Annotated in this window: 15 protein-coding genes, 1 tRNA gene and 3 pseudogenes; 9 read left to right on the top strand and 10 right to left on the bottom strand. The window is 53.4% G+C overall.

All coding sequences use genetic code 11. The features are described from left to right. Nucleotides 1-2 precede the first annotated feature (2 nt). Both aroC and prmB read right to left on the bottom strand, forming a co-directional pair. The gene (gene aroC, locus DVA44_RS06750) at nucleotides 3-1088 is read right to left on the bottom strand and encodes a chorismate synthase (protein ID WP_103825176.1); all 1086 of its coding nucleotides are present in this window, start codon (nucleotides 1086-1088) and stop codon (nucleotides 3-5) included. Nucleotides 1089-1164: 76 nt separating this feature from the next. After that, a complete protein-coding gene (prmB, locus tag DVA44_RS06745) occupies nucleotides 1165-2097 on the bottom strand; it encodes a 50S ribosomal protein L3 N(5)-glutamine methyltransferase (RefSeq protein ID WP_114386029.1) in 933 nt (310 codons plus the stop codon). Nucleotides 2098-2254: 157 nt separating this feature from the next. Between prmB and smrB the strand changes: the two genes are divergently transcribed. Beyond that, the gene (gene smrB, locus DVA44_RS06740; RefSeq protein ID WP_103825178.1) at nucleotides 2255-2806 is read left to right on the top strand and encodes an endonuclease SmrB; all 552 of its coding nucleotides are present in this window, start codon (nucleotides 2255-2257) and stop codon (nucleotides 2804-2806) included. A 45-nt stretch (nucleotides 2807-2851) separates the two neighbouring features. On the opposite strand, the gene sixA is transcribed toward smrB, so the two are convergent. The 4 genes from sixA to DVA44_RS06720 all read right to left on the bottom strand — a co-directional run bounded on the left by sixA (nucleotide 2852) and on the right by DVA44_RS06720 (nucleotide 7445). Continuing rightward, a complete protein-coding gene (gene sixA / locus DVA44_RS06735) occupies nucleotides 2852-3337 on the bottom strand; it encodes a phosphohistidine phosphatase SixA (protein WP_103180541.1) in 486 nt (161 codons plus the stop codon). A gap of 210 nt (nucleotides 3338-3547) precedes the next feature. Then, nucleotides 3548-5695 carry a fatty acid oxidation complex subunit alpha FadJ gene (fadJ, locus tag DVA44_RS06730; protein ID WP_114386028.1) on the bottom strand — a complete coding sequence of 716 codons (2148 nt, stop codon included), beginning with the start codon at nucleotides 5693-5695 and terminating at the stop codon, nucleotides 3548-3550. Beyond that, nucleotides 5695-7005, bottom strand: a complete 1311-nt coding sequence (fadI, locus tag DVA44_RS06725; protein WP_114386027.1) for an acetyl-CoA C-acyltransferase FadI — start codon at nucleotides 7003-7005, stop codon at nucleotides 5695-5697. Before fadI ends, fadJ begins: the two co-directional genes overlap by 1 nt. Nucleotides 7006-7160: 155 nt before the next feature. Beyond that, a complete protein-coding gene (locus DVA44_RS06720; RefSeq protein ID WP_103825181.1) occupies nucleotides 7161-7445 on the bottom strand; it encodes a YfcZ/YiiS family protein in 285 nt (94 codons plus the stop codon). A gap of 371 nt (nucleotides 7446-7816) precedes the next feature. Between DVA44_RS06720 and fadL the strand changes: the two genes are divergently transcribed. Continuing rightward, complete coding sequence (gene fadL / locus DVA44_RS06715; RefSeq protein ID WP_168194459.1) at nucleotides 7817-9139, top strand: long-chain fatty acid transporter FadL; 1323 nt, start codon at nucleotides 7817-7819, stop codon at nucleotides 9137-9139. Between the two features lie 46 nt (nucleotides 9140-9185). On the opposite strand, the gene mlaA is transcribed toward fadL, so the two are convergent. After that, on the bottom strand, nucleotides 9186-9938 hold the full coding sequence (gene mlaA, locus DVA44_RS06710; protein WP_103825183.1) for a phospholipid-binding lipoprotein MlaA: 753 nt from the start codon (nucleotides 9936-9938) through the stop codon (nucleotides 9186-9188). 315 nt (nucleotides 9939-10253) lie between these two features. Here mlaA and DVA44_RS06705 point away from each other — a divergent pair, with 315 nt between their 5' ends. The 5 genes from DVA44_RS06705 (at nucleotide 10254) to DVA44_RS06685 (ending at nucleotide 15326) form a co-directional block, all read left to right on the top strand. Next, the gene (locus DVA44_RS06705) at nucleotides 10254-11195 is read left to right on the top strand and encodes a formate/nitrite transporter family protein (RefSeq protein WP_114386025.1); all 942 of its coding nucleotides are present in this window, start codon (nucleotides 10254-10256) and stop codon (nucleotides 11193-11195) included. A 75-nt stretch (nucleotides 11196-11270) separates the two neighbouring features. After that, nucleotides 11271-11345, top strand: a tRNA-Arg gene (locus DVA44_RS06700). Nucleotides 11346-11520: 175 nt separating this feature from the next. Next, nucleotides 11521-12720, top strand: a complete 1200-nt coding sequence (locus DVA44_RS06695) for a tyrosine-type recombinase/integrase (RefSeq protein ID WP_007851503.1) — start codon at nucleotides 11521-11523, stop codon at nucleotides 12718-12720. Nucleotides 12721-12953: 233 nt separating this feature from the next. After that, complete coding sequence (locus DVA44_RS06690; protein ID WP_032294613.1) at nucleotides 12954-14204, top strand: integrase arm-type DNA-binding domain-containing protein; 1251 nt, start codon at nucleotides 12954-12956, stop codon at nucleotides 14202-14204. A 192-nt stretch (nucleotides 14205-14396) separates the two neighbouring features. Continuing rightward, a complete protein-coding gene (locus DVA44_RS06685; protein WP_032170444.1) occupies nucleotides 14397-15326 on the top strand; it encodes a DNA cytosine methyltransferase in 930 nt (309 codons plus the stop codon). Here DVA44_RS06685 and DVA44_RS06680 read toward each other — a convergent pair. After that, nucleotides 15307-16254, bottom strand: a complete 948-nt coding sequence (locus DVA44_RS06680; protein ID WP_032181584.1) for a hypothetical protein — start codon at nucleotides 16252-16254, stop codon at nucleotides 15307-15309. The genes DVA44_RS06685 and DVA44_RS06680 overlap by 20 nt on opposite strands. Before the next feature lie 203 nt (nucleotides 16255-16457). Here DVA44_RS06680 and DVA44_RS25930 point away from each other — a divergent pair. Together DVA44_RS25930 and DVA44_RS06670 are read left to right on the top strand one after the other, a co-directional pair. Beyond that, nucleotides 16458-16667: pseudogene (locus DVA44_RS25930) on the top strand (integrase); the annotation flags it as partial. A 279-nt stretch (nucleotides 16668-16946) separates the two neighbouring features. Then, nucleotides 16947-18153 (top strand): annotated as a pseudogene (locus DVA44_RS06670) (IS3 family transposase). On the opposite strand, the gene DVA44_RS06665 reads toward DVA44_RS06670, so the two are convergent. Both DVA44_RS06665 and DVA44_RS26205 read right to left on the bottom strand, forming a co-directional pair. After that, nucleotides 18150-19733 carry a hypothetical protein gene (locus tag DVA44_RS06665; RefSeq protein WP_246843602.1) on the bottom strand — a complete coding sequence of 528 codons (1584 nt, stop codon included), beginning with the start codon at nucleotides 19731-19733 and terminating at the stop codon, nucleotides 18150-18152. The pseudogene DVA44_RS06670 and the gene DVA44_RS06665 sit on opposite strands and share 4 nt — an antisense overlap. A gap of 115 nt (nucleotides 19734-19848) precedes the next feature. Next, nucleotides 19849-20223 (bottom strand): annotated as a pseudogene (locus DVA44_RS26205) (retention module-containing protein); the annotation flags it as partial. Nucleotides 20224-20278 lie beyond the last annotated feature (55 nt).

Here is a 20278-nt window from a genome sequence, read left to right as displayed (position 1 = left end):
GGTTACCAGCGTGGAATGGTGGTCGTCACATCCGCATTCTGCGCGCGCTGGCGCAGGAAGTGATCCATCAGCACGATCGCCAGCATTGCTTCGGCGATCGGCACTGCGCGGATCCCGACGCAGGGATCGTGACGTCCTTTGGTGATCATCTCAACTTCTTCACCAGAGCGGTTAATGGTGTGGCCCGGCACGGTAATGCTGGAGGTCGGTTTCAGCGCGATGTTGGCGATAATCTGCTGCCCGCTGCTGATGCCGCCTAAAATGCCGCCCGCGTGATTGCTCTGGAAGCCCTGGGTTGTGATCTCGTCCCGGTTCTGGCTGCCACGAAGCTGAACCACGTCAAAGCCGTCGCCAATCTCCACCCCTTTAACCGCGTTGATGCTCATCATCGCATGGGCGATATCAGCATCGAGGCGGTCAAAGACCGGCTCGCCCCAGCCCGGCGGTACGCCGTCAGCCACCACGGTGACTTTGGCGCCAATAGAGTCGCCCTCTTTCTTCAGGGCGCGCATCAGTTCATCGAGCGCTTCCAGCTTCGAGGCGTCAGCGCAGAAGAACGGGTTCTGTTCAACCTGCTCCCAGTCGGCGATCGCCAGCGGGATATCGCCCATCTGAGTCAGGCAGCCGCGGATGGTGATGCCAAACTTTTGCGCGAGGTATTTTTTGGCAATGGCCCCTGCCGCGACGCGCATGGCGGTTTCACGGGCGGAGGAGCGTCCGCCGCCGCGATAATCGCGAAAACCATATTTCTGCTCGTAGGTGTAATCGGCGTGACCCGGACGGAACACATCCTTAATGGCGCCGTAGTCCTGGGAACGCTGATCGGTATTCTCAATCAACAGGCCGATGCTGGTACCGGTGGTGCGTCCTTCAAAGACGCCTGACAGAATTTTGACTTGATCCGGCTCGCGGCGCTGGGTGGTGTAGCGTGACGTGCCTGGACGGCGTCGGTCGAGATCGTGCTGTAAATCGGCTTCAGTCAGTTCGATGCCTGGCGGTACGCCATCAACGATACAGCCCAGCGCCAGCCCGTGGGACTCACCAAACGTCGTCACACGGAATAATTGTCCAATACTGTTTCCTGCCATCACGGCTCCGTTTTCGTTGTTCTGTATTTGAGCTTTCTGTGTTTGCGCAATGTGAAACGGGCCGAAGCCCGTTGGATTAATCTTTGTAGATGCTGAAATGTTCGCGCGCGGCGAGAAGCTGCGCTTTGGTCAGCATGAAGACGCCGTCCCCACCGTTGTCGAACTCGAGCCAGGTGAACGGCACATCCGGATATTGCTCCATCAGATGTACCATGCTGTTACCGACTTCACAAATCAGAATGCCGTTGTCGGTGAGATAATCTGGCGCACAGGCCAGAATACGGCGGGTCAGCTTCAGGCCGTCGGAGCCGGAAGCCAGTCCCAGCTCTGGCTCGTGACGGTATTCGTTTGGCAGGTCTGACATATCTTCTGCGTCAACGTACGGCGGATTGGTCACAATCAGGTCGTACTGCACTTTTGGCAGGTCACGGAACAGATCGGAACGGATCGGCGTGACGTGATGGATCAGACCGTGCTCTTCAATATTGTGTTCCGCTACCGCCAGCGCATCAGGAGAGATATCGACAGCATCCACTTCCGCTTCCGGGAAGGCGTACGCGCAGGCAATGGCGATGCAGCCGCTGCCGGTACACATATCCAGGATATGCTCAGGCTGATGGTCAATCAGGCCGGCGAACTGGTTGTTGATCAGTTCACCAATCGGCGAGCGCGGCACCAGCACGCGTTCATCGACAAAAAACTCATGGCCGCAGAACCAGGCTTTGTTGGTGAGGTACGCTACCGGAATGCGCTCGTTAACGCGACGGATCACGCGCTCAACGATGCGGTGTTTTTCGCTGGAGGTAAGGCGCGCGGAGCGCATATCTTCAGGAATATCCAGCGGCAGATAGAGGGATGGCAGAACCAGCTGTACCGCCTCGTCCCACGGGTTGTCGGTACCATGGCCGTACCAGATATTGGCCGCGCTGAAACGGCTGACCGCCCAACGCAACATGTCCTGAATGGTTTGCAGCTCATTTACCGCTTCATCGACAAAAATTTTATCCACTATGTTCTCCAGGGCATGCTCGCTAAATTTTCGGCGGCTAGTGTGCCATGAAGACGGCGATAAATCAGCACTGTCGCTAACGGCTTGCGGGTAAAAAATGCGTTTTGCCGCGCAGTGAGTCAGGTACACTGTCGGAAATAAGAGATGAGACGACCCCATGAAAAAGAAAATATCGCTCAGCGAGGAGGATCAAACGCTGTTTCGTCAGCTAATGACCGGCACGCGTCAAATCAAGCAGGACACCATTGTCCACCGCCCGCAGCGCAAAAAAGTGAGTGAAGTTCCCGTAAAACGGCTGATTCAGGAGCAGGCCGACGCCAGCCACTACTTTTCCGACGAGTTTCAGCCGCTGCTGAACACGGAAGGTGCGGTGAAATATGTGCGCGCGGACGTCAGCCATTTCGAGCTGAAAAAACTGCGTCGGGGAGATTATTCGCCGGAGCTGTTCCTCGATCTGCACGGGCTGACCCAGATGCAGGCGAAACAGGAGCTGGGCGCGCTGATTGCCGCCTGCCGTCGCGAACATGTTTTTTGCGCCTGCGTGATGCACGGCCACGGCAAACATATTCTCAAGCAGCAAACCCCACTGTGGCTGGCTCAGCATCCACACGTGATGGCATTTCATCAGGCACCGAAAGAGTATGGCGGTGATGCCGCCTTGCTGGTGTTGATTGAAGTGGAAGAGTGGCAACCGCCTGAGCTGCCCTGAGAGGCAGGCGGGTGGCTCATGCTACCCGCCTGGGTCCGATTTACATCAGATAGCTTTCGCCATCTTCAGATTGCAGGGGCTCATCTGCCAGTTGAAGACGCCAGCACCCGTTTCAGAGAGGGTAACGTTGGCAATGGCAGAGGTGCTGAACATCGGCGGCGTTTCGCCCGGGCAGAGTTCAGCCACCAGATAGCCGACTAACGGCAGATGGGAAATTACCAACGCAGAGGCGACACCTTCATTGCACAGCGCCTGAAGATAGGCACTGACAAGACCCACGTCGCCACACGGGGTAAGCTCTGGCAGAACATCGACATTGGCTGGCAGGTTCATACACTCCCCTACCACATCCAGCGTCTGTTCAGCGCGTAAGAACGGGCTGACGAGGACACGTTCAATATCCACTTTTTGCCCTTTCAACCAGGTAGCCATTTGACGGGACTCGTCACAGCCGCAAGGCGTCAGAGGACGTACAGAGTCACTGGCAGCATCAAGTGCCGCGTCACCGTGACGCATGATAAAAACTTGCATATTGCACCGCTTTTGTTGACCAGGATCACCGGTGTTATTACCCCGTGTGAACACATAACGAGGTAGAAAACCCGATGGCCGGGCATTGTGCCTGATCCATCCGTTGAATGAAACGCTGTTTTTTACCTCAACGGCGTAAGTATAGTCAATGTCTGTTTACAAATTAGACAGGACCAGACCCTTCAACGGCGGATTTACTCTTATTTGACCTTAATTTACAAGGTCAGTTTCCTTTGCTGGCCAAAATCGCAGCCCCTGATCCGCCATCTGCAATAATGTGTCACACGGTGTAAACCGCGGCCCATATTGCACAGCCAGTCGTTGTAAAATCGCAACAACTTCACCCGCACCTACGCTATCCATATAGCGGAACGGGCCACCCAGGAAAGGTGGGAAACCAATGCCAAAGACGGCGCCAATGTCGCCATCGCGGGCATTTTTAATGACCTTCTCATCAAAGCAGCGTGCCGCTTCGTTGAGCATCATCATCACGCAGCGTTCCGCGCACTGGGTCGCAGAGAGTTTGCCCTCGCCGCCAGACTTAATAAGCCCATAAACCGCCGGGTCGACCCGCTTCTTGCTTTTACGCCCTTTTGGGTCGTAAAGATAGAAACCGCGGCCATTTTTTCTGCCTTTGCGATCGTCATTCAAAATTGCAGAAACAATGTTTGCGGGCGCGCTAAACCGTTCACCATAAGCGCTTTCCAGCACAGGTATAATTTTAGTGCCGGTATCGATTCCCACCTCATCCAAAAGTTGGATTGGGCCAACGGGGAAACCAAACTTCACCAGCGCATTATCGATATGCTCGACCTTTTCGCCTTCGGTCAGCAGGCGCATGGCCTCGTTGATATAGGGGGCCAGAATGCGGTTGACATAGAACCCGGCTTTATCAGCCACCACCACCGGCGTTTTGCCCTGCATTTTTGCCAGCTTAACGACGGTGGCGATGGTCTGCGGGCTGGTTCCGGCATGGGGGATAACCTCCACCAGAGGCATTTTTTCTACCGGACTAAAGAAATGCAGCCCGATCACCTGCTCAGGGCGCGCGGCCTGGGCCGCAATATCGCCGATAGGCAGCGACGAGGTGTTAGAGGCAAAGATAGTGTGCGGCGCACAGTTCGCTTCGACCTCGGCCACCATCTGCTGTTTCAGCGCCAGATCTTCAAATACTGCCTCAATCACCACATCGCGATGACGGAATCCGCTGTAGTCAGTGGTGCCGGAGATCAGCGCCAGCTGGCGATCGCGCTCGCTGGCTTTGATATGGCGGCGTTTGACCTTTTTATCAAGCAGCTGCCAGCTGTACTGCAGGGCGTGGTTGATCCCTTTCGGGTTGATGTCTTTGATCCGCACCGGTAATTTGCCTTTGCTGGCGCTGACGAAGGCGATCCCGCCCCCCATCAGGCCACCGCCCAGCACGCCAATTGACGCCAGCGGCGCAGGCTCGGCTTCGCTGCCGGGATCTTTTTTCACGTCGGTGCTGGCAAAAAAGATGCTGCGCAGCGCCTGAGACTGCGGCGTCATCGCCAGCTCGCCAAAGGCTTTCGCTTCTGCGGCATAGCCGCTGCTGCTGCCCTGGGTCAGACCGGTATGAATAACCTCAAGAATGCGTTTTGTCGCCGGGTAGTTGCCCTGGGTTTTTTGCTCGGTTTTGTTCGCCACCATTTTAAACAGCAGCGCACGGCCCAGCGGCCCTGCCAGCACGCGCTCGCGCACCGGTAAGCGACGGCTGTCGGGTTTGCCTTTCAGCGCGCGCGCCACGGCGGCCTCCAGCAGAATGGAATGCGGAACCACCTCATCCACCAGCCCGACTTTCAGGGCCTGGCGTGGGCGCAGCTGTTTGCCGGCGAGGATCATCTCCAGCGCCGTGCTGACACCCACCAGTCGCGGCAGGCGCTGGGTGCCGCCTGAGCCCGGCAGTAAGCCAAGCTGTACCTCCGGCAGGCCCAGCACCGTTTTGGCGTCGTCGGTACAAATTCGTCCGTGGCAGGCCAGCGCCAGCTCCAGGCCGCCGCCGAGACAGGCGCCGTTGATCGCCGCAATCACCGGAATGGTCAGGGCATGAATTTCGGCCATGATCTGCTGCCCCTGACGGGCCAGATCTTCCGCTGCCTGGGCGCTTTCAGCGCGGGCAATCATGTTGATGTCCGCCCCGGCAATAAAGTTATCCGGCTTGGCCGAGATAAATACCAGCCCGCGCAAGGCTTTGTTTTCTCGCACCTGTTTGAGGATAGCGCGAACCTGACCGCCAAACTCCGCTTTCAGGGTATTCATCTTTTCGCCTGGGGCGTCAATGGTGACTACCGCCACGTTGTCCGGACGTACGTCCAGGGTGAATGCCGTTGTCATCTCCATTACTCTGCCTCCAGAACCATTGCGGCACCCAGGCCACCCGCAGCACAGGCGGTGACCAGTCCAAACCCACCGCCGCGACGGCGCAACTCATGCAGCGTCTGGGTGATCATCCTCGCCCCGGTCGCCGCAAAGGGGTGACCGTAGGCAATGGAGCCCCCCAGCACGTTAAATTTGCTTTCGTCCACTTCGCCGGTGGCGTGGGCGCGGCCCAGCACATCCCGGGCAAAACGATCGCTTGCCAGCAGTTGCAGGTTGGCCAGAGTTTGCGCGGCAAAGGCTTCATGCATGTCGATGAGCGTCAGATCGCCCATCGTCAGTCCGGCGCGCTCCAGCGCCAGCGGCGTGGACCAGGCTGGCCCCAGCAGCATGTCCTGCCAGACATCAATGGCGGTAAAGGCATAGCTGCGCAGATAGCCGAGCGGCTTCAGGCCCAGCTCTCTGGCGCGGGATTCGGTCATCAGGATCACCGCTGCCGCGCCATCGGTTAACGGTGTGCTGTTCGCCGCCGTGACGGTGCCATGTTTGCGGTCGAATGCCGGACGCAGCTTCGCATAATCCGCCAGCGTAGAGGTGCCGCGAATATTGTTATCCTGGCTTAGCGGTTCGCGGAATGGTGGGGTGTAGGCGGTCATCACCTCCTCCGCCAGCTTGCCTTCGGCCCAGGCTTCTGCGGCGCGCTGATGCGAGCGGTGCGCCAGGGCATCCTGCTGCTCACGGGTGATGCCATAGGTTTTCGCCATCTGCTCGGCGGTATCCCCCATTCGCAGCCCGGTGGAGTATTCCGCCACGGCGGGCGGAACAGGAAGGAGATCGCGCAGACGCAGGCGTGAGAACAGTGACAGCCGCTGCCCGGTGGTGCGGGCCTTGTTGACGTCTACCAGCACGCGCGCGAGCTTTTTGCTGACGCCAATCGGTAACACGGACGAGGAGTCTGCGCCCCCGGCTATCCCGGCGCGAATGGTGCCGGTAATCAGGCTTTCTGCCACGTTCGCCACTGCCTGAAAGCTGGTGGCGCAGGCGCGGCTGACGCTGTAGGCATCGGTGTGGACATTCATTCCGGTGCCCAGCACGATTTCACGGGCGATATTCGGCGCTTCCGGCATTTGCACCACCTGGCCAAAGACCAGCTGTTCAATCACCTCGGGCGGGATTTCGCTGCGAGCCAGCAGCTCCCCTACAACCATTTTTCCCAGATCGACGGCAGGTACGCCATGATACGCCGTCGCCTGACGGGCAAATGGCGTGCGTAATCCACTGACAATGGCAATGCGATCCCCCTGACGGGTGATTAGCGGTAATGCCTGACTCATAACGCTCCCCTGTGAATAACAAATGCGCAAAGTGGTCTGACCTGATAACAGTCTTAACTAAATTTTTACATTAGCCAATCGGGGAGAGGAAAAATTGCGAGCGAACACACAGAGAGGAGACGAAACGCCTCCCGGAAGGGAGGCGCGGGAAGGAATTAACGCAGACCGAGTTGAAAAATCAGGGATTCTGCTTCGCAGCTGAACACGAAGTCGATGTCCAGACGAACGCCGCCTTCCACTTCGGTGAAGTTGGCGTTGATTGCGCACGGTTCGGACTCCACGCTGCGGGCTTTTTCGGTCAGCGCGGCCAGCGTCTCTTCGGCGTCGGCACGGCGGGTAAACTCACGGCTGTAAGAGGCGGTGCAATCCGTGTTGTCCACAATGGTGCCCACATCCATACAGCAGCAAACAGGGGTTTCATCAGCACTGCATTTACTCATAGTAGATTTCCTCTTCATTCGCGCATGGCGCGAGATAAACACGATGCTGATATTTTACGCGCCGGGCGGGAGCGGCTCCAGTTGTTAATGACTTTAAACCGGGTAAGTGAGCAATATCACAAGTAAAAATGATCTAAAACAAAAATCACCCATTAGGAGGACGCGAACTGGTCACAATTTTGCCAACCAGATCCCGTTTCGAAAAACATATCGGTAAATATTCATAAACACCCTTGCAACATTCTATCTGGTCAGACCTATACTCTCGCCACTGGTCTGATTTCTAAGTGTTACCACAGACCCTACACTTCGCGCTCCTGTTACGGTATGTAACAAAAATTGAATAAAAATAACTCAATGAGGTTATGGTCATGAGCCAGAAAACCCTGTTCAAAAAAACTGCGCTGGCAGTCGCAGTGGCAATCGTCTCCACCTCCGCCTGGTCAGCGGGCTTTCAGTTGAATGAGTTCTCTTCCTCAGGCCTGGGCCGCGCCTATTCCGGGGAAGGTGCTATCGCTGATGACGCAGGGAACGCGAGCCGTAACCCTGCCCTGATCATGATGTTTGATCGTCCTACCTTCTCCGCAGGCGCCATCTTTGTTGACCCTGATGTGGATATCTCCGGACGCTCGCCAACGGGCGCAAGCCTGAATGCGGATAACATCGCGCCAACAGCATGGGTGCCAAACCTGCACTTTGTCGCACCAATCAACGATCAATTCGGCTGGGGCGCATCCGTCACCTCTAACTACGGACTGGCGACCGAGTTCAATAACAACTACGCAGCAGGGGCATACGGCGGTACCACCGACCTGGAGACCCTCAACCTGAACCTGAGCGGTGCTTATCGCCTGGATAATCACTGGAGTTTCGGTGTCGGCTTTGATGCGGTCTATGCGAAAGCGAAAATTGAGCGCTACGCGGGTGACCTGGGTCGCATCGTTGCAGGCTCCGGCGCATTACCTCCGACTCTGGCACGACAGGTCGCGGGGATCCCGGGAGATACCCAGATTGCCTACCTGAAAGGTGATGAGTGGGGCTTTGGCTGGAACGCCGGTATTCTGTATGAAATCGATAAGAACAACCGGTATGGCTTGACCTACCGTTCTGAAGTGAAAATCGATTTCGATGGCGACTATAAGAGCAGCCTGCCTTCAGCCTATAACCAGATCCTCGGCAACTTTGGTCTGCCAATGGGGACGGATGGCCGCACCACTGGCGGTTCTCTGACCCTGAATTTACCTGAGATGTGGGAACTGTCCGGTTATAACAGAGTCGCGCCGCAATGGGCCATCCACTATAGCCTGACCTACACGAGCTGGAGCCAGTTCCAGGAGCTGAAAGCGACTAACAGTGGCGGTGATACGCTGTTCTATAAAGACGAAAGTTTCCGTGACGCTTACCGTATCGCTCTGGGTACCACCTACTATATGGACGATAACTGGACATTCCGTACCGGTATCGCCTTCGATGACAGCCCGGTTCCGGCAGACAAACGCTCTATCTCCATTCCGGATCAGGATCGCTTCTGGCTGAGCGCCGGTGCGACCTATGCATTCAACAAAGATGCCTCAATTGATGCGGGTGTCTCTTATATGCATGGTCAGAAAGTGTCGTTCCAGGAAGGTCCGTATGAGTTCTCTTCTGAAGGTAAAGCCTGGCTCTATGGCATGAACTTCAACTACGCGTTCTAATCACGCAGGGATAAAAAAGGTGAGCCTCGCGCTCACCTTTTCTTTTTTATTCCGCATCAATCTCGGAGAGTTCATTCTCGATCGCTTTCGCGTTCGGGTTCTCTTCCGGTTTCAGCTTACCGCCGTTAGCAATGAAGTCGTGATTCTGGAAGTACGCTTCACGCACCATGAGATACGGATCGGAAGACTGACGCAGCAGACCGTCTGAATCCAGCAGTTGCGCGCGCGTCTCCACCCCTTCCAGTGTCCATTTACCCACCGACAGCGGCCAGGTCAGCCACGACAGCACCGGATAGAGCGTATCGACCATATCACCGCCGTCATCACGCAACGTGAAGCTACCGTAGAACGGCAGATGCACGTACGGGCCGTAACCCACATTGTAGTGACCCAGCGTACTACCGAAACGGTGCGGCTGTTCGCGCTGCAGCTTCGGATTCGCCATCCCGGCAACGTCAATAAAGCCACCCATACCTAACAGGGTGTTCAGGAAGAAGCGGGTAAAGTGGACCATCCCCTGATAGGGATCGCCCTGCAGGAAGTAGTTCGCCATCACCGCTGGCTCTTCGAGGTTGCTGGTGAAGTTGCTCAGCCCGTTACGGGCAGGTTGTGGAACATAATCCCGCCATGCCACCGCAACCGGACGCACCACATACGGATCCAGCACGTTGTAGTTGAAGTTGTACATGGTGCGGTTAAATCCTTCCAGAGGATCGGAGCGCCCCTGCTGCTCGCCAGAGCTGGCGCAGCCCATCAGCAACGTGGTGCTCAACGCAACCACCGACAGCCGAAGTTTCATATCTTTCTCCCTGTTAAGTATGGCTATCAGCAAAAGCCATCCGTCATGGCGCTTTCGCGCTCTGTCTGTAAACGTGTAAGTGATTGTATCAGCGCGTTTACTGATGTCTACGACCACAAATCGGGGCAATAAACACTCTCTGGTATGATCTCAGAATAGCCTGGCTTTAGGTTTTCGTTTGGCTGGCAATTTTATACGGCCTTTGCTGGCGATGTATCGCCTTTATTGCCATTACAGGAATTTAAGAGCTTCCCCACGGGCGGCGGGAGAAAAAGCGCTACGCTTAAAGGTATCTGCAACCTATGGAGCATTGCGATGGACGAGCTAAAAGAAGAAAAAATTGATAACCATACCGAAGAACTGGAAGTTGAAAGCGAGGAGAATCGCCGGGGAAAGAAGATTGAGGTTGACGAGGATCGCCTGCCCTCACGTGCAATGGCAATCCACGAACATATTCGCCAGGATGGTGAAAAGGAGCTGGAGCGCGACGCCATGGCGCTGTTCTGGTCGGCCATTGCCGCCGGATTATCGATGGGCGCCTCCCTGCTGGCGAAAGGGATTTTTCATGTCGAGCTTGAAGGGGTACCCGGCGGCATAATCATCGAAAACCTCGGATACACCTTTGGCTTTATTATCGTGATTATGGCGCGCCAGCAGCTTTTTACCGAGAACACCGTCACCGCCGTACTGCCGGTGATGCAAAGCCCAACCTGGGGTAATTTCGGCCTGCTGATGCGCCTGTGGAGCGTGGTACTGCTCGGTAATATCATCGGCACCGGTGTCGCCGCCTGGGCGTTCGAGTTTATGCCGATATTTGATGAGCCCACCCGCGACGCCTTTGTGAAAATCGGGATGGGGGTGATGGAAAACAGCCCCTCAGAGATGTTCGCCAACGCGATCATCTCCGGCTGGATTGTCGCCACCATGGTCTGGATGTTCCCGGCTGCCGGTTCAGCGAAAATCGTGGTCATTATCCTGATGACCTGGCTTATCGCCCTGGCCGATACCACCCACATTGTGGTGGGGACGGTGGAGATCCTGTACCTGGTATTTAACGGCACCATTCACTGGACCGAGTTTTTCTGGCCCTTCGCGCTCCCTACCCTTGCCGGTAACATCTGCGGCGGTACCTTTATTTTTGCCCTGCTCAGCCATGCGCAAATCCGCAACGATATGTCGAATAAGCGTAAAGCTGAACTAAAAGCGAAAGAACAAGCCCAGCAGGAAAAAGAGGAAGAACGCAAAAAAGCGGTGTGAGTGGCGACACTTTAAGCAGTCAGGCGGTCACGCGCTTAACGCATTGTATAAATGACGTTATACTCGTGCCGCTTTGTCCCCTTAGTTAAATGGATATAACGAGCCCCTCCTAAGGGCTAGTTGCAGGTTCGATTCCTGCAGGGGACACCAGATATAACTCTCCTGATGTCTACCGAATTCAATAAAAACCTTTTATAATCAGCCATAACCCCTCTTCTCAGGCTATGCGACGTCAACTGAAGTCTACCCATATCTACGTGAATCAATAAACGTTTGGGGGCCTAAGTGGGGGCTTATCCTGTTCAACGGAAAATGAGGCCCCCAAATGCCACTGAATGCTCGTCAGGTCGAGACTGCAAAGCCCAGAGATAAAGCCTATAAACTCGCTGATGGCGGAGGGCTCTATCTCATGGTCAATACTAACGGTTCAAAGTACTGGCGAATGAAGTATCGATTTGCCGGTAAAGAGAAAAAACTCTCGTTCGGAACCTATCCTGACATCTCACTTGCGGAAGCCCGCACTAAGCGCGATGAAGCGAGAAAAACATTGGCAAATGATAAAGATCCCGGTGAAGTTAAAAAAGCCGAACTACTTGCCCAAAAACTATCGGTTACGAATACTTTTGAAGCGATAGCGGTTGAGTGGTACAACGCAAAAGTTTCTGGCTGGTCAAAAAACTACGCTGACTATGTTAACCGGGCCTTCAAAAACAATGTATTTCCCTTTGTTGGATCGCAGCCGGTTAATGAGATAAAGCCACTGGAGCTTCTGTCTGTATTGCAGCGTATGGAAAAGCGAGGTGCGCCGGAGCTTGCCAGTAAAGTGCGCCAACGTTGTAGCGAAGTGTTCCGTTACGCTATTGTTACTGGCCGAGCCGAGTACAACCCTGCGGCTGATCTTGGTAGTGCTTTACAGGGGTACGAGAAACAACATTATCCCTTTCTTACTGCTGCTGAGCTACCCGAGTTTTTACAAAAGCTTTCACAATACACCGGCAGTCTAGTAACGCTTCTGGCGACCCGACTACTCATGCTTACGGGCTTACGAACCGTCGAATTACGTATGGCAGAATGGAGTGAAATCGACTTCGAAAACCATATCTGGGAAATACCGAAAAGTAGAATGAAGATGAGGCGACCCCACATAGTGCCCCTTTCTGCTCAATCCTTAGCAGCACTTCGGCAACTAAAGCAATTGACCGGTACTTACCAGTTTATCTTTGCAGGTCGAAACGATGTTAATAAACCAATGAGCGAAGCCAGCATCAATATGGTTATTAAAAGGATTGGTTACGATAAGAGAGCAACCGGACATGGTTTTCGTCACACCATGAGCACAATCTTGCATGAGGAAGGATTCAACACTGCTTGGATTGAGACCCAGCTCGCGCATGTGGACAAGAACGCGATTCGCGGGACCTATAACCATGCGCAGTATCTTGAAGGGAGGAAAGAGATGATGCAGTGGTATGGGGACTATTTGGATGGATTGCGATTGGATGGAAACGTTGCCAGAGTTAGTTAATGAAGAGCCGATTCGAGTTCGGCCTTCGGCACCATCGGAACATCAATAGACGTCAACGGACGTCTTTTTTTGTGCCTGAAATCCAGTATCCGCAAGGCTTTCCGCGATTTCCCTTTCAACAGAAGTCAATCTGAGTCAACCCACATCAAGTCGCTTGTGAGTATAGAACCGAGTATATATGCTGGTTCGATAATGGTTGTATACTCACAGTGGCGCATGGAAGGAGAACTTTTATGGCTCTGACAGATATCAAAGTGCGTTCCGCAAAACCGCAGGAAAAGGAGTACACCCTTGTCGATGGGGATGGCATGTTTTTGCTTATTCATCCCAATGGCTCAAAGTACTGGCGGTTCCGCTTTCGCTTTGGTGGGAAGCAGCATCTGATGGCTTTTGGTGTTTACCCTGAAACTTCACTGGCTGATGCCCGTCAAAAAAGAGAAGAGGCTAGGAGGCTCGTTGCTGCTGGAATCGATCCTCGCGAACACAAACGTGCTGTGAAAGAAGAACAGACGAAAGAAGCTATTACCTTTGAGTCAGTTGCTAGAGAGTGGCACGCAGCAAATAAAAAATGGACAGAAGAACATAGTCGGCGGGTGCTGAAGAGCCTGGAAGATAATTTGTTCCCAGCGATTGGGAAGCGAAGTATTGATAGTTTTAGTACGCGCGATCTCCTTGTGCCTATCAAAGTAGTTGAGGCTACAGGGCGTCTTGAAGTGGCTTCGCGTCTTCAGCAGCGTACCAATGCAATTATGCGTTATGCAGTGCAAAGCGGTTTGATCGATTACAATCCTGCTCAGGAGATGGCTGGGGCAGTTGCTTCCAGTAATCGTGTCCATCGACCAGCACTTGAACTGAAACGCTTACCTGAACTACTCCACCGAATTGATAACTACACCGGACGGCCTTTAACCCGTCTGGCTGTTGAGTTAACGTTATTAATCTTTATTCGTTCCAGTGAGTTGCGCTTTGCCCGTTGGTCCGAGATCGATTTTGAAAGGGCAATGTGGACAATCCCGGCGGAACGAGAAGCTATAGAAGGTGTTAAGCATTCGCAACGTGGTTCTAAAATGCGAACACCTCACTTAGTGCCTCTGTCTCGTCAGGCATTGGCAATCCTTAAACAGGTTCACAAGCTTAGTGGCGAGCGCGATTTTGTTTTCATTGGCGATCATAATCCGCGTAAACCGATGAGTGAAAACACTGTGAACAAGGCGCTGCGTGTTATGGGTTATGACACAAAGGTCGATGTTTGTGGTCATGGTTTCAGGACTATGGCATGTAGCTCGTTGATTGAATCGGGGTTGTGGTCGAGGGATGCGGTAGAGCGACAGATGAGTCATATGGAACGTAACTCTGTTCGAGCGGCATACATTCATAAGGCTGAACATTTGGATGAGAGACGATTGATGCTGCAGTGGTGGGCGGATTTTCTGGATGCAAATCGCGAGAAAGGGATTAGCCCGTTTGACTATGCGAAAGCGTAGCCAAATTGGAAGACTTATCGCAAAGAAGCACACTCTTGTTGGAATTTAAAATACACTGTATATAATCACAGTTATTTTGTTTCTTAATCAATGCTTGGATACCAAGGAAGTGGCCTTAGTTAGAAAAAAAGGTGGCCATCGCGACTGGTTTCCGTTAGGATCTTCGGATCAAAAAGTGATGAAAAAGTCGATATGAAAAAGAAACCACTGAAGCAGTACAAGGTATCCTCGTTTTTCGCAGGGATTGGTGGATTCGATCTTGGTCTTGAGAAAGCGGGGATGGAAGTTGTTTTCCAATGCGAAATCAATAAGTTTTGCCAGAAAGTACTTAGAAAGAATTGGCCAAATGTACCATTACATACTGATATTACACAACTGAATGCTGATGAGATCCCTGAAAGCAGTGTTTGGTGTGGTGGTTTTCCTTGCCAGGATGTGTCGTCAGCTAACCAAGGAAAACGGAAAGGTTTAGAGGGAGCCCGAAGCGGCTTATTTTATACATATGCAAAACTCATCGAAGAAAGAAAACCTGAATGGCTTGTTATTGAAAATGTTCCCGGACTGCTCAACAGCCACAATGGACAAGACTTCAAAGTTGTCATCGATACGTTGGTCGAACTCGGGTATGGCGTTTCGTGGAGAGTATTGGATGCAAAATACTTTGGAACACCCCAGCGTAGAAGAAGAGTGTACATTGTCGCAAGTCTTGGAGACATGCGCTCCGCTCGAGTCCTTTTTGAACCCGGAGCAACTAGAATCGTTGATAAACAGGGCCAAGGAGAGAGGGCAAATGCTTCCGGAGCCTCTGATACAGGCCTATCAAAAGCAGATATCTATTCTATCCAGCATGCAAGTATCGGACGAAAAGCAACCGCAGGACCTCAAGCAAAAGGATACCGGAACGACGGAGAAACCTACACTCTTGACTCAAGAGGAAGTTCAGATGCTGTATGTGCGCCGGATGCTGCCTTCCGAGTACGAGCGTCTGCAGGGATTTCCAGAGAACTGGACTCTAATCGATTCAGAGCAGTAGGGAACGCTGTCGCGGTCCCTATTGTTGAATGGATAGGAAAAAGAATTGTCCTTGTAGATCAGCAGATGCTTAACGAGGCATTATCGTAACAGTACTATTATCTAAACGTAAAAATGATCCTTCGAATAGTTCAGGGCGCGGTGCGCCCTGATCTGTTAGAAATCTTACAAATGTTGAATAGTTAGTAAATAATGTCTTTGAATCATCAATGATCAACGGAATCGGGCCAGGTCGTGGTTCATCCGATGTATCTTCCTTGAAAGCTAAAATGCATAATGTCCAGTTATGGGCTTTTAGATCCCTGAGATTGGCATTCCTAAAACGTCTATGTAAATAGTCATAGAGTAAGCTACCTACAGCAAAAACGATTTTCCCACCAGTTTGATCAACAACATTCCCTTTCACAAGAAATTGTTCTTGTTGTCGTCTCCATGCGTTGGTTTCGATAGTATTTGCTGCCACTGGCCTTCTTAGAATTTCATTTGTTGGGATTTCGAGATCAGCCCAAGCGGCAATATGGCGAGTAATGGCACCTGTGCTGCTCGTTTCTCCGCCACCTTGCATTTCGAGGAGGACTTCATCAACTCTTCCTCTACCGGAAAAGTTTCTCATTACGTAGTCTGCGTGGTAGCTATTATCTGAATCTGGTAAAGGAATATTGACTTCTCTTTTTACGCCAATCTCTGAGTCTTGCAGTTCAGGATCCTGATAGATCAGTTTTGCTACTTTCCTTAGAATGTCTCTTTGATGTTCAACCAAGACATTGTCGACAAGTTGTGTACGCTCACCTGAGATGATCGTCTTTTTTTGGCGGGTAGAACAAAGTCTATGTTCACAGACGATCCAAATAGTGCTGTCTGGTTTGCGGACGGAGCAGACTGGATGATTATTTTTACTTACTTTGTCACAGGTACGGTCCATAAAAGGGCATTGCGCCAGCGTGCCCTTTGAAACGGGAACAATCTGTTGTTCCACGTCTGTTCTTTGGCCTAAATATTCCGCGATACTCACTGCCATTGCTCATTCCTCATTCAGGAGCGGTTTGCTATATGATCTCAGCGGGTAGCAATTTATGTCAATGAATTCATGGTGTTTTTGTATCATGGGTGTCAGTTTTCATTGGAATTGAATGAGGTTTTGATTCGACGCCGCTCATCTCATGACAGTACTCAACATTTTCAATGTGATAGTGAACACATATGCTACGTAAGGCGTGTTAGGGGGATGGATTCCGTCACAGGATGAGTATCATTTTGCATGAGCAGGGATTTAAATCGGTTTGCATCGAGCTACAACTGGATCACGTCGATAAGAACTCAATTCGTGGAACGTATGACAATGCTCAATATCTGGAGGCGAGGCGGGAGATGATGCAGTGGTATGGTGATTTTACTAGTAATTTAGGCAAGGAAGGAATTATTACAAGCTGATAGGTTGAAAGGCAGTCTCGAAAAGCAATAGCATCCGTCTAGGTGTCTGGACGGATGTAATTCAATATATGCTGCTAACTGCAATAGTTGGAAACCAGAGAAGTAGTGACTATTGCTACAAATTTTTTGCCTAAGTCAAAACTTGGTCTGACTATACACTGATGCTATTTTCGACAAAAGTAAATAAGTGATGTAGCCCCCTGAAACTCCAGACAGTAGCTGTATCTCCAGATAAGAGATAGGCTTGAATATATGTCTAACACTAACGCCAATTTTGAGATGACCGGGATCCTGTTAGGGCAAGAAGTCCGTAAACGTAAAACTCCTCAGGAGAAGATCGCCATTATCCAGCAGACGATGGAGCCGGGCATGAATGTCTCCCATGTCGCCCGCCTGCATGGCATCCAGCCCAGCCTGCTGTTTAAGTGGAAGAAGCAATATCAGGAAGGCAGCCTCACCGCCGTTGCGGCCGGAGAAGAAGTTGTTCCAGCTTCTGAGCTTACTGCTGCTCTGAAGCAGGTCCGGGAGCTTCAGCGCCTGCTGGGTAAGAAGACGATGGAAGTTGAGATCCTGAAAGAAGCCGTGGAGTACGCTTAGTCGCGAAAATGGATAGCGCACGCGCCCTTGTTGCCAAAGGACGGGGAATAGCCCTGGTCAGCCGCACCATGGGCGTGTCGCGTGCGCAGCTGTCACTGCGAATTAACCGTTCTGCCGACTGGCAGGACAGGCGCTGTAACCGGCGTGATGACGAAGCAGACGCTGAAATACTGTCAGAGATCCTCGATATCATCAGCGATATGCCCAGTTACGGCTATCGCCGTGTGTGGGGCATCCTGCGTACGCAACGTCGTACAGAGGGACTGCCCCCGTGAACGCCAAACGGCTTTACCGGCTTATGAGCGAGCATAATCTGCTGTTACTGCATGACAAACCAGAGCGGTCGAAGCGTGAACATAAGGGCAAAATCGCGGTGGCAGAAAGCGATATGCGCTGGTGTTCAGATGGCTTCGAGTTCGGCTGCGACAACGGTGAGAAGCTGCGGGTCACGTTCGCGCTGGACTGCTGCGACAGAGAAGCCATAGACTGGGCAGCGAGCACAGGAGGCTACGACAGTTCGACGGTGCAGGATGTGATGCTGAGGTCGGTGGAAAAGCGCTTCGGCGACGGGCTGCCGACCACACCGGTTCAATGGCTGACGGATAACGGTTCAGCATATACCGCGCATGAAACGCGGAGGTTCGCCAGAGAGCTGAATCTGGAGCCGTGTACAACAGCGGTGAGCAGCCCGCAGAGCAATGGCATGGCCGAACGGTTCGTGAAGACGATGAAGGAAGACTATATCGCGTTCATGCCAAAACCAGATGTGAGAACAGCCCTGCGAAACCTTGCAGCAGCGTTCACACATTACAATGAAAACCACCCGCACAGCGCGCTGGGATATCACTCCCCGAGGGAATATCGGCGGCAGCGGACATCGTTAACTTAAGATACAAAAGCTGTCCGGAGATGGCGGGTCAAGATCAGCATCCGCATCTGCATCTGCATCAGCATCCGCATCTGCATCTGCATCTGCATCTGCATCTGCATCTGCATCTGCATCAGAATCTGCATCGGCATCTGCATCGGAATCTGCATCCGCATCCGCGTCAGAATCCGCATCGGCATCAGCGTCTGCATCGGAATCAGAATCAGCGTCCGCATCGGCGTCGGCATCAGCATCAGCATCCGCATCAGCATCGGCATCGGCGTCCGCATCCGCATCAGCGTCAGAATCCGCATCCGCATCAGCGTCCGCATCGGCATCGGCGTCAGAATCCGCATCGGCGTCTGCATCTGCATCGGCATCCGCGTCGGCATCGGCATCGGCATCCGCGTCGGCATCGGCATCGGCATCGGAATCTGCATCCGCATCCGCGTCGGCATCAGAATCGGAATCCGCATCTGCGTCCGCGTCGGAGTCAGAATCCGCATCAGCATCGGCGTCAGCGTCCGAATCTGCATCCGCGTCCGCATCAGCATCTGCATCGGCATCAGAATCGGCATCCGCATCCGCGTCGGCATCAGAATCGGAATCCGCATCTGCGTCCGCATCTGCGTCAGCGTCGGCATCGGCATCCGCATCAGCGTCGGAATCTGCATCCGCATCCGCATCAGCGTCGGCATCAGAATCGGAATCCGCATCTGCGTCCGCATCTGCATCAGAATCGGCATCTGCGTCAGAATCCGCATCTGCGTCGGCGTCAGAGTCCGCATCAGCGTCCGCATCGGCATCGGCGTCCGCGTCGGAGTCAGAATCCGCATCAGCATCGGAATCAGAATCCGCATCAGCATCGGCGTCAGCGTCCGCATCGGCATCAGCGTCCGCATCGGCATCCGCATCAGCATCAGCATCAGCATCTGCGTCGGCATCCGCATCCGCATCCGCATCCGCATCGGCATCGGCATCGGCATCGGCATCGGCATCAGCGTCCGCATCGGCATCCGCATCAGCGTCAGAATCCGCATCAGCGTCAGAATCCGCATTGGCGTCTGCATCAGCATCGGCATCCGCATCGGCATCAGCATCGGCATCCGCGTCGGCATCAGCGTCCGCATCGGCATCGGCATCGGCATCGGCATCAGCATCAGCATCAGCATCAGCATCTGCGTCGGCATCCGCATCCGCATCGGCATCCGCATCGGCATCGGCATCGGCGTCCGCATCGGCATCGGAATCAGAATCCGCATCAGCATCGGCATCAGAATCCGCATCGGCATCCGCGTCTGCATCCGAATCCGCATCTGCATCAGAATCTGCGTCTGCGTCTGCATCCGCATCAGAATCGGCGTCCGCATCAGCATCAGCGTCAGCATCTGCATCCGCATCCGCGTCAGCATCAGAATCCGCGTCAGCGTCAGAATCGGCATCCGCATCAGAATCCGCATCGGCGTCCGCATCTGCATCAGCGTCAGCATCTGCATCCGCATCCGCGTCAGCATCAGAATCCGCGTCAGCGTCAGAATCGGCATCCGCATCAGAATCCGCATCGGCGTCCGCATCTGCATCCGCATCCGCATCTGAATCATCAATATCGAGCAGCGTTAATTCTTCCGGGGGCTCCTCATCGGGGAAATCCAGACCGATCGTTGGGTAACCCGCAGTAGGATCAACAATTTCGCCGGTAAGATCGAGCACGACGTGGGTATGTGACCCGCCGCCGCTACCGCCTGGCTCGCCGCCAGAATTACCGGATTGCGGACCAGCTGCTGTCGCTTCCAGGGTTTGCGTCGGGTCCTGCCCGTCGGCAATAGCCTGCTGGATGGCTGCCACGTCCTGCTGCTGGGTCGCTGTGGCCTCTGCCACTATGTGCCCTGAGCTGTCCCACTGACTGTCACGCCCCAGATCCAGTTGTTTGCCATCCGGCAAAGATAAGGTAATTGCGCCAGCCGCTCCCGTCTGGACTTGTTCTCCTTCGAGAACGCGGTCGCCTTCGGTCAGCAAACGCTTACTGCCGTCAGGGCTGACGGCAAATACCTGCCCGATTACTGCTTTGACAATCCCGGATACGCCACTCATATATTGTCTCCCTCAATCTTTTTCTTGCCCAATTCATCCATTTCTCAGGCTTAGA

The organism is Leclercia sp. W17, from assembly GCF_003336325.1.
In the GTDB taxonomy this organism is placed as follows: domain Bacteria; phylum Pseudomonadota; class Gammaproteobacteria; order Enterobacterales; family Enterobacteriaceae; genus Enterobacter.
This window is presented reverse-complemented; position numbering and strand designations above follow the sequence as displayed.